The 13,037-nt window shown below is 70.7% G+C and carries 12 protein-coding genes and 1 tRNA gene; 8 read left to right on the plus strand and 5 right to left on the minus strand.

The genetic code is table 11. The features are described from left to right. Nucleotides 1-194: 194 nt before the first annotated feature. Nucleotides 195-521 (minus strand): hypothetical protein, encoded by a 327-nt coding sequence (locus tag ABT063_RS12365; RefSeq protein ID WP_351057203.1) that lies wholly within the window; start codon nt 519-521, stop codon nt 195-197. Nucleotides 522-877: 356 nt separating this feature from the next. Here ABT063_RS12365 and ABT063_RS12370 point away from each other — a divergent pair, with 356 nt between their 5' ends. The 3 genes from ABT063_RS12370 (at nt 878) to ABT063_RS12380 (ending at nt 2,923) form a co-directional block, all read left to right on the plus strand. After that, nucleotides 878-1,744, plus strand: a complete 867-nt coding sequence (locus tag ABT063_RS12370) for a bifunctional DNA primase/polymerase (protein ID WP_351057204.1) — start codon at nt 878-880, stop codon at nt 1,742-1,744. Between the two features lie 103 nt (nt 1,745-1,847). Then, nucleotides 1,848-2,276, plus strand: coding sequence for a hypothetical protein (locus ABT063_RS12375; protein WP_351057205.1), 429 nt, complete (start codon nt 1,848-1,850; stop codon nt 2,274-2,276). Nucleotides 2,277-2,374: 98 nt separating this feature from the next. After that, on the plus strand, nt 2,375-2,923 hold the full coding sequence (locus ABT063_RS12380) for a DinB family protein (RefSeq protein ID WP_351057206.1): 549 nt from the start codon (nt 2,375-2,377) through the stop codon (nt 2,921-2,923). Between the two features lie 94 nt (nt 2,924-3,017). Here ABT063_RS12380 and ABT063_RS12385 read toward each other — a convergent pair. Together ABT063_RS12385 and ABT063_RS12390 are read right to left on the minus strand one after the other, a co-directional pair. Then, nucleotides 3,018-3,104, minus strand: a tRNA-Ser gene (locus tag ABT063_RS12385). Nucleotides 3,105-3,202: 98 nt separating this feature from the next. Then, nucleotides 3,203-4,798, minus strand: a complete 1,596-nt coding sequence (locus ABT063_RS12390) for a S1C family serine protease (RefSeq protein WP_351057207.1) — start codon at nt 4,796-4,798, stop codon at nt 3,203-3,205. 268 nt (nt 4,799-5,066) lie between these two features. On the opposite strand from ABT063_RS12390, the gene ABT063_RS12395 reads away from it, so the two are divergent. The 3 genes from ABT063_RS12395 to ABT063_RS12405 all read left to right on the plus strand — a co-directional run bounded on the left by ABT063_RS12395 (nt 5,067) and on the right by ABT063_RS12405 (nt 7,837). Further along, entirely contained in the window at nt 5,067-5,894 is an 828-nt protein-coding gene (locus ABT063_RS12395; protein WP_351057208.1) for a glycerophosphodiester phosphodiesterase, read from the plus strand. A gap of 127 nt (nt 5,895-6,021) precedes the next feature. Beyond that, on the plus strand, nt 6,022-6,660 hold the full coding sequence (locus ABT063_RS12400) for an ATP-binding protein (RefSeq protein WP_351057209.1): 639 nt from the start codon (nt 6,022-6,024) through the stop codon (nt 6,658-6,660). 211 nt (nt 6,661-6,871) lie between these two features. Beyond that, the gene (locus ABT063_RS12405; protein WP_351057210.1) at nt 6,872-7,837 is read left to right on the plus strand and encodes a DUF5926 family protein; all 966 of its coding nucleotides are present in this window, start codon (nt 6,872-6,874) and stop codon (nt 7,835-7,837) included. 246 nt (nt 7,838-8,083) lie between these two features. Here the strand turns inward: ABT063_RS12405 and ABT063_RS12410 are convergent, their stop codons facing one another. Further along, the gene (locus ABT063_RS12410) at nt 8,084-8,686 is read right to left on the minus strand and encodes a hypothetical protein (protein ID WP_351057211.1); all 603 of its coding nucleotides are present in this window, start codon (nt 8,684-8,686) and stop codon (nt 8,084-8,086) included. Between the two features lie 55 nt (nt 8,687-8,741). Beyond that, a complete protein-coding gene (locus tag ABT063_RS12415; RefSeq protein ID WP_351057212.1) occupies nt 8,742-9,407 on the minus strand; it encodes a bifunctional DNA primase/polymerase in 666 nt (221 codons plus the stop codon). Nucleotides 9,408-9,898: 491 nt separating this feature from the next. Between ABT063_RS12415 and ABT063_RS12420 the strand changes: the two genes are divergently transcribed. Both ABT063_RS12420 and ABT063_RS12425 read left to right on the plus strand, forming a co-directional pair. Further along, complete coding sequence (locus ABT063_RS12420) at nt 9,899-11,422, plus strand: PP2C family protein-serine/threonine phosphatase (protein ID WP_351057302.1); 1,524 nt, start codon at nt 9,899-9,901, stop codon at nt 11,420-11,422. Between the two features lie 111 nt (nt 11,423-11,533). Next, complete coding sequence (locus tag ABT063_RS12425) at nt 11,534-13,030, plus strand: aminopeptidase P family protein (RefSeq protein WP_351057213.1); 1,497 nt, start codon at nt 11,534-11,536, stop codon at nt 13,028-13,030. Nucleotides 13,031-13,037 lie beyond the last annotated feature (7 nt).

Raw genomic sequence — 13,037 nt, forward strand, 5'->3', positions numbered from 1 at the left:
CCCGGTTCCCACTGTCCTCACGAAGATTTCTGACTGTCCGTCAGATAAAGCCAGGTGTCAAGGTCGGCGACCCGCACGAGAAAACGCCTGCGCGGCGATGCCGTAGCACCGCCGCGCAGGCGCGTTCTCACCCCACAAAGCACCCCATGCACAGAAGTCCAGAAGACCGATACCGGAGCACCGGCCCCCTCAGATCACCACCACAGCGGGGTGAAGTTGACGGCCGTGTTGTCGTTCCCCTGCTGGACGGACGTGAACGCGGAGCCGTTGACCTGGGCGGTGTTGCTCTGGTTCGAGGCACCTGAGCCGGTCGCCTGCTGCTGTGTGGTGGACGAGTTGCCGTAGTTGTCGCCGCCGACACCACTGCCGACGACAGCGGCCGCGGCGTCCGTCGCCGACGCGCTCGATCCGTTGTCCGCGATCGCGCCGCTGTCCGCCGCCGCGACGCCGGTGAACAGCGCGGCTGCCAGCGGAAGGGCGGATACGGCGGCGATGACACGGGCGGTACGGATGCTTGCCATGTTGTTCCTCCAGAACGAAGTACGCACCGGCTGTACTGCCGGAAATACGTAAGTACGGCTGCTACCAGGGAAGTTGGCCGACCGCCCCGGCGATGGTGCACGACGTCGCGAATCCAGAGTTGCCCACCGAATCCCCGGCGAACCACCCCGGAAGCCGTGATTCGCACTGAAGCGTGATGACAAGTCGATAAACCCCTTTCGTTACTCCAGTCCCAGCTCAGAGCATGTACGGACACCTCCACCCCAAGCGGCACGAGAGAGGAATCGTTCCGGCACATTTCCAGCCAATACACCCCGCCCGGCGAGTCGCGCCCACCCCTCTTCCCTTTTTCGAACACACGTACGAACATGGAGGCATGGCCACCACCGACCGGCAGGCCACGACGCTGGCCCTCGCACACGCCCTGTCAGCCGCCGAACGCGGACTGGCCGTCATCCCCCTGTCCCGGACGAAGCTCCCGGCCCTGCGCTCCCCGCACCGCGACGACCCCTCCGCCCCGCCCTGCCACGGCGAGTGCGGGCGCTTCGGCCACGGGATCTACGACGCCGCCACCGACTCCGCGCGCATCCGCGAACTGTTCGCCGCCGCGCCCTGGGCGACGGGCTACGGCATCGCGTGCGGCCTCCCGCCCCACCACCTCATCGGCGTCGACCTCGACACGAAGTCCGGCACGGACTCCTCGGCCGCCCTGCGCGAGCTCGCCCTGCGTCACCTGTTCACGATCCCCGACACGGTCGTCGTGCTCACCCCGAGCGGCGGCCGCCACCTCTGGCTGAGCGGCCCACCCGACGTCGTCGTCCCCAACTCGGCCGGCCGCCTCGCCCCCGGCATCGACATCCGAGGCGCCGGCGGCTACCTCGTCGGCCCCGGCTCCCGCACGGAGCACGGCGTGTACGCCACGGCTCCCGGCACCGCCCACCTGGCCCCCGCGGCCTGCCCGCCCGCCCTGCTCCGCCTCCTGCTGCCCCCGCCCCGCACGCACCACCCCACGCCCCCGTCGGCAGGCGGACACGGCCAGGGCCTCGTCCAGTTCGTCCTCGCCGCGCACGAGGGCCAGCGAAACACCCGCCTCTTCTGGGCGGCCTGCCGCGCCTACGAGGACGGCATCGGCCCCGCCCTCGTCGACGCCCTGGTCGACGCGGCCCTGAACACCGGGCTCAGCGAGCGCGAGGCCCGCGCGACGATCGCGTCGGCGGCGCGGATGACAGGGCATCAGCCCTGAAGAGCCCGGCCGACACCGGCCACGAGACGCGCCACCGGGACACCGGGACACCGCCGGCAAAACCCAGAGGAAGACCATGCACCACCGCTCCAGAGTGCCGACCATGTCCCTGACCCGCGTCGTCCTCACGTCCGGCCGTTCGCTCGACCTCAGGGAACTTCGGCTGTCGTCCACGTACGGCGGGACGCTGGAGGGCTATCCGTGCAAGCCCGTCAACGAGGTGAGGATCAAGAGCCTGCTGCGAAGCGCCGAACGGGCCTTCTCCGCCCCGGTGCACCTCGTCCCGCCCCCGCGTGAGTATCCCGACCAGTACGCCGGCGGGTTCGGCCCGGTCGAGGTGCTGCCGGCCGTGGCGTGCGTCGGCGTCTTCCGCTCCACGGCACTGGACCCGGCCCACGATCCGGTGCTGTACCGCTCAGCTCTGACCGTCGTCTGGTTCCAGCCCACGGCCCGAATGCCTTCGGGTTGCGACGCGGAGGCTGCCCTTCGTGAGCTTCCCTGGGAGGAACTGGCCCGGGACTACGAGCTGTAGCCCCCGCTGTAGCCCCTGCTGCAGCTGCGAGATCCCGTTCACCCGGAGCCCCGGAAATCCCGTTTCCGGGACGCGGACCGGTGTGCCAGGGTCGCACGGTGACCGTTTCCCGATCCGATCTGCTGCGCCGGCAATTCGACCTGACCTGGTCGCTGTTCGAATACCACTTAGGCCGGCTCGAACCCGAGGACTTCCTGTGGGAGCCGACGCCCTACTGCTGGACGGTACGCCAGGCCGCCGACGGCACATGGACACCGGACTGGGCGGACACCGAGCCCGACCCCGTACCCGTCCCGACCATCGCCTGGCTGAGCTGGCACATCGGCTGGTGGTGGAGCGTCACCCTCGACCACGTGGCCGGACGCCCACCCCGCGAGCGGACCGACGTCACCTGGCCCGGCGCCGGCCTGCCGACCGTGGAGTGGCTACGAAGCCTGCGCACGGACTGGCTGGCAGCCCTGGCCCACCTCACCGACCCGGACCTGGACACCACGGCCCCGTTCCCCTGGCCGGACGATCCGGAGTACACGGTTGCCGACATGCTGGCCTGGGTGAACGCCGAGCTGATGAAGAATGCGGCGGAGATTGGGCAGTTGCGGTTGTTGCGGGTGGTGGTGTCGGCACCGGCGCCCGAGCCGCCGAAGTGACGTTCCGCCCTCCAGCCTGACCTGAGCCGAATGCCCGGCAGACCCGCCACACGGAAGGGGCGCCCCAGAATCGGGGCGCCCCTTCACGCAGGTGCGGTGGGTGTGGGATTTGAACCCACGGTGACATCGCTGCCACGACGGTTTTCAAGACCGTTCCCTTAGGCCGCTCGGGCAACCCACCCCGCGCCGCCTCCACCGGCGGCGCGGGGACAAGAGTAACGGGTTGGGGCGGGCGCGCGGGGGTGGGTTCTCGGGGAGCCGGTCGGGGGATGGGTCGGGTCAGCTGTCGCCGACTCGGGAGCCCAGGGTGAGTTCGACCGTGCGGGTCTTGCCGTCGCGCTCGTAGGTGATCGTGACCTTGTCGCCGGGCTGGTGGGTCCAGATCTCGCCGATCAGGGTGGGGCCGGAGTCGATCACCCTGTCGTCGAGCTTGGTGATGACGTCGCCGGGCTTGAGGCCGGCCTTCGCGGCGGGGCCGCCGGCCTCGACCGGCTCGGAGCCGCTCGCGCCCTTCTCGATGATCTGCGCGCCGTTCGTGGAATCGTCCAGGGAGACGGACGCGCCGATCTTGGCGTAGACCGGCTTGCCGGTCTTGATCAGCTGCTGGGCGACGTACTTGGCCTGGTTGATCGGGATGGCGAAGCCCAGGCCGATCGAGCCCGACTGGCTGGTGCCGCCCAGGCCGCCGTTGCTGGTGGACTGGATCGCGGAGTTGATGCCGATCACGTTGCCCTGGGCGTCGAGGAGCGGGCCGCCGGAGTTGCCCGGGTTGATCGACGCGTCGGTCTGCAGGGCGCTCATGTACGACGCGCTGCTGCCGGTGGCGTCGCTGGAGGCCACCGGGCGGTTCTTGGCGCTGATGATGCCCGTCGTGACCGTGTTGGACAGGCCGAAGGGGGCGCCGATCGCGATCGTGGAGTCACCGACCGCCACCTTGTCCGAGTCGCCGAGCGTCAGCGGCTTGAGGTCGTTCGGGGCGTTCTTGAGCTTGATGACCGCGACGTCGTAGCCCTGCGCGTTGCCGACGACCTCCGCGTCGTACTTCTTGCCGTTCGGGAAGGTCGCCGTGAGCTTGCCGCCGTCGACCGCGTCGGCCACCACGTGGTTGTTGGTGACGATGTGGCCCTGGGTGTCGAAGACGAAGCCGGTACCGGTGCCGCCCTCGCCGGCGCTGCTCTCGGCCTGGATCGTGACGGTGCTCGGCAGCGCCTTGGCGGCCACGCCCGCGACCGTGCCCGCGTCGCGCTTGACGGAGCCGCCGCTGTCGGAGGCGGAGACAGTGGTCGACGAGGTGCTGTCCTCGTTCTTGGCCAGGGTGTAGCCGAGCCCGCCGCCCAGACCGCCCGCGACCAGCGCGGCCGCCAGAAGCCCGGCGACCAGGCCGCCGCGTCCGCGGCCGGGCTTGGGGGCGGGGGGCTGGTAGGAGGCGCCCCAGCCGGAGCCCGCGCCCGCGCCGCCGTCGCCGTACGCCGGGGTGTGCGGCGCCGGGGGCGGCCAGGCGCCTTCCGGAGCGGAGCCTGCGGGGCCGCTGCCCTGCGGGGCACCGAAGCCCTGAGGAGTGCCGCCGCCCTGAGGGGCCTGGTGTCCCTGAGGGCCGCCGTACCCCTGAGGAGACCCATGCCCCTGAGGAGACCCATGCCCCTGAGGAGTGCCGTCAGGGCCCGCCGAGGCGTAGGCAGGGGTCTGGCCCGCGTGCACCAGATCCTGCTGCTGGGCGCCGGGGGCGCTCGGCGGCGTCGGCGGGATCGGGGTCGTCGGGGCACCCTGGTCGGGAGCGGGGTGCTCCTGGGGCGCCGAAGCAGCGGGAGCATCCACCGGCACGGGGGGTGCGGACGGGGCCGGGGGTACCGCGGTGCCCTCGTTCTCGGTGCTCACAGCTTTTCTCCTCGATCCACGGCTGTTGTTGTCGGTCGCACTCGGTCACGCCCGTTCACGCTGGTCGACGGTCGTCGACGGTTCTGCGCGAGTCAGCTGTGCATGTCTGCTTGTATGCCGTCAGCTTTTCCCACGGGCCGTCAGAGCACCATAAGCGGTGCCTGTGGGTCCACGGCCATTCTTTATATAGGTGCATGTAGGACAAACAGAGCGCAATCCAGAGACCTCCGTTCGCACGCGTACCCGCACGCGGTGGCACCATGACGCGGTGACCCACGCACGGCAGCCCCGGATTCAAGTCGTCGCCCACCGCGGAGCCTCGGAAGAGGCCCCCGAGCACACCCTGGCCGCGTACAAGAAGGCGATCGAGGACGGCGCCGACGCCCTCGAGTGCGATGTACGACTGACCGCGGACGGCCATCTCGTCTGCGTCCACGACCGACGCGTCAACCGGACGTCCAACGGCCGCGGCGCGGTCTCGGCCCTGGAGCTCGCCGACCTCGCCGCCCTGGACTTCGGCTCCCGGAAGACGCGGGACATCTGGCGCACGCGCGACGAGGAGCCCGACTGGGAGTTCCGCCCCGAGGACCGCGAGGACACCTCCGTGCTCACCCTGGAGCGGCTGCTCGAACTCGTCGCCGACGCGGGGCGCCGGGTGGAGCTGGCCATCGAGACCAAGCATCCCACGCGCTGGGCGGGACAGGTCGAGGAGCGGCTGCTGGTGCTGCTGAAGCGGTTCGGGCTCGACGCCCCGGCCTCGGCCGACGACTCCCCGGTGCGTGTGATGAGTTTCTCGGCGCGCTCGCTGCACCGGGTGCGGGCGGCCTCGTCGACGCTGCCGACGGTCTATCTGATGCAGTTCGTCTCGCCCCGGCTGCGCGACGGACGGCTGCCCGCGGGTGTCCGGATCGCGGGCCCCTCGATCCGGATCGTGCGCAACCACCCGGCGTTCATCGAGCGCCTGAAGCGGGCCGGCCACCAGGTGCACGTGTGGACCGTGAACGAGCCGGAGGACATCGACCTCTGCATCGACCTGGGCATCGACGCCATCATCACCAACCGCCCGCGCGCGGTGCTGGACCGACTCGGCCGCTGAACGCGTCCACCCCCTTGACCCGGCGGCCGGACTGCCGCCATCCTCCGGTCTCGGTCCACCGTCGAAATCCAGCCATACAGCTACAGGGAGTGCTCCGGCGCGTTCGGTCCGTATTCGATCGTTGCGAATGCGTCACCGTACGGGGATTGGCCGGTTTCCGGTACAGGCCAATGGGGCATCCACACCGTGGCGTGGGGCAAAGGAGGTCTCGGGGGTGGCGTTGGTGGTGGCACAGGAGGTGCCCACGTCGTCGAGCATGGCCGTACCCCATGGCCCTGCGGGCGTGGGGGATGCGAGACGCCGTATGCGCGATCAGTTGCGCAGCGGCGGAGTGTCGGAATCGGTCATCGATGACGCCGTACTGATTCTTTCCGAACTCTTGAGCAATGCGTGCAAGCACGGCCGGCCGCTGGGCGACGCCCTGGCCGGGGACGGCGATGTCCGGGCCGCATGGCGCGTGGACGCCCGCGGCAGACTCACGGTCGAGGTGACGGACGGCGGTGGGCCCACCCGCCCGGCTCCGGCCACGCCCTCGGTCACCGCACACGGCGGCCGCGGGCTGAACATCATCACCGCGCTGGCAGACGACTGGGGCGTACGCGACGACGCCCACGGCGAGGTCACGGTGTGGGTCGTCGTCCACTCCGACGTACACGACCCCGACGCCGGTCACCGCCGCGACGACTTCGCCACGCGCATCACGGCCCCGTCGGTCTCGGCGATACCCCGGCTGGACTTCGCGGACGCCTTCGACGACCTGGACTGAAACGGCGGACGAAACGGCCCGGACGAAGCGGCCGGGACCAATGCGGCCGGGACTGACACGCCGGTAGCCACGGCGGCCCGTTTCCCCGCTCCGCCGCACCGTCCACAGCGCGCCACGCAGACCCGCCGTTATCCACAGGCCCGGTCGTTCCCGGCGCAAACGGCTAGGCTCGCGCCCGTACGAGACGAGCCGTAACCGGGAGACACCCACGATGGCCAAGAAGCGACCCCAGACCAAGGCCAAGCGCCCGCAGCTCAGCGACAGCGAGATCCCGGTCGTCGGCGCCCGCGAGCCCTGCCCCTGCGGCAGCGGCCGCCGTTACAAGGCCTGCCACGGGCGGGCCGCCGCGCACGCCGCCACCGAGCTGGTGCACCGCCCCTTCGAAGGACTGCCGGGCGAGTGCGACTGGGTAGCGCTGCGCGAACTGGTGCCGGCCGCCACGGTCGAGCTGACACTGAAGAAGGGCCTCCCCGAGGGCGTCCCGTCGGTCACGCTGGCCACGGTCCTGCCGATGGCCTGGCCGGCCCTGCGCCGCGACGACGGCTCGGTCCTGCTCGGCCTGCAGAACGACACGGCGTCGGGCGACATCAGCCGCGACCTCGCCGACACCCTCCAGCGCGCGCTGGAAGCGAAGCCCGGCACGCCGGTGCAGAGCCGCCGAGCCCCGGCCGACGGTCCGCGGCTGCAGGAAATGCTCGACCCCGAAGGCGCGTTCGAGCCAGTTGTGCACCCGGGCTTCGAGTTCTGGGTCCCGGACCCGGAGAACGCCACGCCGGAGGTCACCGCTTCCCTGGAGCGGGCCAACGCCGCGGCCATCCCGACCGTGCGGCTGACCGGCGTGGACGCCGCGTACTGGTGCGAGACCCCGGAGAAGAACCACCTGCGCTGGGTCATGCCGCACCCGGAGGAGCAGCTTCTGGACGCCCTCGCGCGGCTGCACGCGGAGGGCCGCTCCAGCCTCGGCGAGGGCACGCGTCTCGTGGGATCCTTCCGCGCTCACGGGCTCACCGTGCCGGTCTGGGACCTGCCGAGCGGGGTCGGCGCGCAGGACGTGGAGAAGCCGGCCGCCGAGTTCGCCGAGCGCCTCGCCGGGGCGCTGGCCACGGACGCGCCGCTGACCGCCGACGAGCGCCGCGCGCGCGGCGGCCTGACCAACCGGCAGGTCACGCTCAGTTGACGAAGACCGTGCGGCTGACCGGCCGGTCAGTCGCACGGCGCCCCGCGGAACGGCCGGCTCCGCCTTGCAACTCCCCTTCGGGACAAGCCAGATCGGTGTCCGAATAGCCAAGGATGAAGCAAGACCGAATTTGCGAACGGCCGATCTCTTGTTACCGTTCCATTAGCCCGGTTGCTGGTGCATCCCCCGTCGCCAGCAACCGGGTCTTTTTCATGTACGGGCGCCTTTACGGAACGATGTCGCCCGTCAACTCCCTGTAGGCGCCCCGGAGTTGCTTCCGGACCGCAGCAGCAGTGGCCCGTCCCCGGCCCGCGCGAACTCCGCGACCGCCGTGTACCCGTCGAGATTCCCGCGGGTGCGTTCCCGCGGTGTCTCGCAGGTCCCCGGCTCGTCCTCGGCGCCCACCGCGCAGTGCATCTGGACGGTGCGGCCGCCGGGCCCCATGAGGCTCAGTACGGAGTCCAGGGCGTCGCCGGTGGCATTGCGGTAGTAGGTGCGCGCCCAGGTTTCCTCACCCTGCGTCAGCACACAGGTCTGCGCCTCGATGCCGTCGGGGGAGGTGAGGTCGGGACCGCAGCGGGCCGCGGTGGCCAGGCCCAGGCCGAGGAGCAGCGGAGAGCGGGTGGGTACGGCGGAGAGCGCCTTGGGGTCTCCGTGAGGCGAGGGACGTACGGACGGACGTACGGAATCACCCGCCGCGTCGCGCGCGGCGGTACGTGCGGCGGTACGTGCGGCGGTACGTGCGGCGGTGCGATCCTCGTCGCCCACCTGTCCTGCGGACGCCACGGCCAGCGGCAGCGCGACCGCGCACACCGCGACGCCCGCAAGGGCGAGCAGACGAAGGTTCATGGACGGAAGATAACGAGCGGGAACGGGCGTCCGGTTCCGCCCGCGCCCGACACCCCTACAACTCGGGCGCGCTCACACCCGTACGAGTGAGGGCCTCGACCACCGCGTCCACCACGGCTTCGACGTCGGGCACCCACGGCGCGGCCGAGCCGGGCAGTGGTGCGCGCTCCCAGTGGATCTCGCCCTGGGCGGTGTCGGACGGGGGAAGGGCCAGATAGCCGCCCTCGCCGTGGAAGCGGAGGGAGCCGGGGACGAAGTCCTGGGCGTACAGCAGTTCGCCCAGCTGTTCCATGGAGTACGGCTTCACGAGCAGCGCCCAGCGCGTGGGCGAGGCGACGACCGGGCCGAGGCGCATGCCCCTGCGGTCGAGCGCGTCGATGGCTCGGGCGGCCGGCAGGGCGGGCAGGCTGACCGCGCAGGGAGCCTTGCCGCCGGTGGCCAGGATGATCGGCGCGGCGGGCCGGTTGGCCCACCACCAGCGCACCATGCGCTCGTCGGTGGTGGCCGCGAGGAGGCCGGGGTCGAAGGGGTGGGCACCGGGCACCGTGCACTCGGGGTCCGGGCACCCGCAACGGTCCCGCCCCTGCGGGTCCGCCGCCACACCCGGGAGTACGGGCCACTGCCATTCCGTCGCGAAGGTCAGGGCCGCGCTGATCAACTCAGGCCCCCCGTCGCTGCGCTGGGACAGGAGCCTGCGTCGCCTTCCGAGGATCTCGCGCATGAGCGCTCGTTCCTTTCCGTTGCACCGCTGGCAACACCGTGGACCACATCACACCATGTGTCGATCACTTCACTGTGCGTACCTGTTGGCGCATCACACCCCTGTCGGAGACAAGGGGAACCCCTATGGGCCGAACGTTGGCTGCGTCCGCGGCAGCCTCACCCATACTGCGTCTATCAAAAGCATGAGCGTGGCGTGGGGTGGCGAAGTCTGGCGTTTGCCGTCGCGCGTATTTCTCTTCGCCTCCGCCACGGGAGGATGGGGCTCGGTCGTCGGTGGCTAAGACGCCCGGGTCCGTCGCCAGGTTCCGGGTGATTCTCGACCACCCCTGGCCTTCTCCGAGTACGTACCCATCACGACCGCTGTGACGCTCTGTGGAGCAAGCCCAGTCGACCGCAATACGCCGTTCCCCGGGGCAGTTTTAAGCCAACTTTGCCATACGGCACTTCGTTCACTTATGACCCACGGACACCAGGAATCCCCGCAGGACAATACTGGACATCCCCTCTCGAGTGCGTGTACATGTGGAGACACTGCTAGCGGCGCAGAATGACATGGGGGTTTGCGATGCTTTTGAGCAGTACGCACCGGTCGGAAAGCCGGACACCATGAACGCCCCTCACCCTCCGAAAGTGGCCGGAATCGATTCAACGGTTCCCTCGCCCGCACACACTGTCGCGCCCGCGCCGGCCGCCTCGGGCACCTCCGCCGTCCTCTCACCGAACGCACCGGGCGCACTGCTTCAGGACCGTCTCGCCGGTTGGGTCTCGGACCTCACGACCCTCCACGAACTCACCGAACGCCTGGCCCGCACGGACGCACTCTGCGACGCCCTCCAGGAAGTGCTGAGCGCCGGAGCCGCCCTGGTGGGCGCCCGCCGCGGGCTCGTCGTGCTGGAGCCGGGCGACGGACTCGGCCCCGACACCACGATCGGCCTGGGCCTGGCCCGCGCCGATCTCGGGCACATCGAGACCGTGCCGCGCAGCTCCATGTCGTACGGCCTCATCCTGGACGGTCTGCCGGGCGGCGAAGCCGGGATCGCCCAGCCCGACCTCTTCGCCGAGGACGGGCTCGACCCCCGCCATCGCGAGGTGGCCGCCCGCCTCGGCTACGCCGCCAGCTACGCGCTCCCCCTGTCCGCCGAGGCGGCCACCGAGGCCGCCGGCCGTCTGGGCGCGGCCGTGTGGCTCTACGACGAGCCCGCCGAGCCGGCCGAGCGTCAGCGTCACCTCGTGGGCCTGTACGCCCGTTACGCCGGGGAGCATCTGGCCCGGCTCGTCGAGGTGGAGCGCACGCGCGCGTGCATGGCGACGATCGCCGAGGAGCTGCTGCCGTCCCGGCTCCCCCGCGTGGCCGGGGTGCGGCTCGCCGCCCGGCACCGCACAGGGCCTCACGGCGGCGGCGACTGGTACGACGCGCTGCCCCTGCCGGACGCGGCGCTAGGACTGGCGGTGGGGTCGGTGACGGGCTCCGGGCCCAGCGCGATCGCCGCGATGGGACGGCTGCGGGCGTCGCTGCGGGCGTACACCGTGATGGAGGGCGAGGACCCGGTCGCCGTCCTGTCCGACCTGGAGCTGCTGCTCAGGCTCACCGAGCCCGCCCGCTCGGCCACCGCCCTGTTCGCCTACTGCGAGCCCGCCCTGCGCAAGATCACGCTCGCCGGGGCCGGGCACAGTCCCCCGCTGCTGATCGGCGAGCGGCGCACGGAGTTCGTGGAGACTTCCGTGTCGGCACCCCTGGGGATGCTCGCCTGCTGGGAGGCGCCGAGCGTGGAGTTCCAGGCGGAGCCGGGGGAGACGGTTCTGCTCTACACCGACGGGCTGCTGCACCGCACCGGCGACCCCACGGACCGCGCCTTCGCCCGGCTGCACGCGGCGGCGGCCGGCGTACCGAAGGCGCTGCGGCGCGATCCGGAGGCCATCGTCGACCACGTCCTGCGGACCGTGCTGCCGGACGGGGTGGACGAGGCGGACAGCGAGGAGGACGTCGTCCTGCTGGCGGCGTACTTCGAGTGAGTGTCTGGAGTGAGTGCCCCGTAACAGGTTCCCCGGTGACAGGTCCTTCTTCCCTGGGTCCCCTTACGTACGACCGTACGATGGAGGGGGTCCAGTGCCGTATCGAGGAGGATGACCGTGGCCGAAGAGCTCAATCCGGCAGCATCTGATTCTGCTGCTGACGCAGCGGGCCCGGAAACCGAGTCTGAGGAGCCGATCAAGAAGCGCAAGAACGGCCTGTACCCGGGTGTGTCCGACGAGCTGGCCGAGAACATGAAGTCCGGCTGGGCCGACACGGAGCTGCGTGACCTGAAGCCGATTCCGCAGGCCGCCGAGACAGCCGCCCGCCGGGCCGCGCTGTCGGCGCGCTTCCCGGGCGAGCGCCTGGTCATCCCCGCGGGCAATCTGAAGACCCGCTCGAACGACACCGAGTACCCCTTCCGGGCCTCGGTCGAGTACGCGTACCTCACCGGTAACCAGACCGAGGACGGCGTGCTGGTCCTGGAACCGAAGAGCGAGGGGCATGACGCGACGATCTACCTCCTGCCCCGCTCCGACCGCGAGAACGGCGAGTTCTGGCTGTCCGGCCAGGGCGAGCTGTGGGTGGGCCGCCGGCACTCGCTCACCGAGTCCGAGGCGCTGTACGGCATTCCGGCCGCCGACGTGCGGGAACTGGCCGACCAGCTGCGCGAGGCCACCGGCCCGGTCCGGGTCGTGCGCGGATACGACGCCGGCATCGAGTCGGCGCTGACCGACAAGGTCACCGCCGAGCGTGACGAGGAGCTGCGCGTCTTCCTGTCCGAGGCGCGGCTGGTCAAGGACGAGTTCGAGATCGGCGAGCTGCAGAAGGCGGTCGACTCGACGGTCCGCGGCTTCGAGGACGTCGTACGCGTTCTGGACAAGGCCGAGGCCACCTCCGAGCGGTACATCGAGGGCACGTTCTTCCTCCGCGCGCGTGTCGAGGGCAACGACGTCGGCTACGGCTCCATCTGCGCGGCCGGTCCGCACGCCTGCACGCTGCACTGGGTGCGCAACGACGGGCCGGTGCGGTCGGGCGACCTGCTGCTGCTCGACGCGGGTGTGGAGACGCACACGTACTACACCGCCGACGTCACGCGCACGCTGCCGGTCAACGGCCGCTACAGCGAGATCCAGAAGAAGATCTACGACGCCGTGTACGACGCCCAGGAGGCCGGTATCGCGGCGGTGAAGCCGGGCGCGAAGTACCGGGACTTCCATGACGCCGCGCAGCGTGTGCTGGCCGAGCGGCTCGTCGAGTGGGGGCTGGTCGAGGGGCCGGTCGAACGGGTGCTGGAGCTCGGTTTGCAGCGGCGGTGGACCCTGCACGGGACTGGGCACATGCTCGGGATGGACGTGCATGACTGTGCGGCCGCGCGGGTGGAGTCGTATGTCGACGGCACGCTGGAGCCCGGTATGTGCCTGACGGTTGAGCCGGGGTTGTACTTCCAGGCCGATGATCTGACGGTGCCGGAGGAGTACCGGGGGATTGGTGTGCGGATCGAGGACGACATTCTGGTGACGGAGGGTGGGAACCGGAATTTGTCGGCGGGATTGCCGCGCCGCTCTGACGAGGTGGAGGCGTGGATGGCGTCTCTCAAGGAGAGCTGATCTTTCG

Source organism: Streptomyces sp. NPDC002838 (assembly GCF_040295365.1).
Taxonomy (GTDB): domain Bacteria; phylum Actinomycetota; class Actinomycetes; order Streptomycetales; family Streptomycetaceae; genus Streptomyces.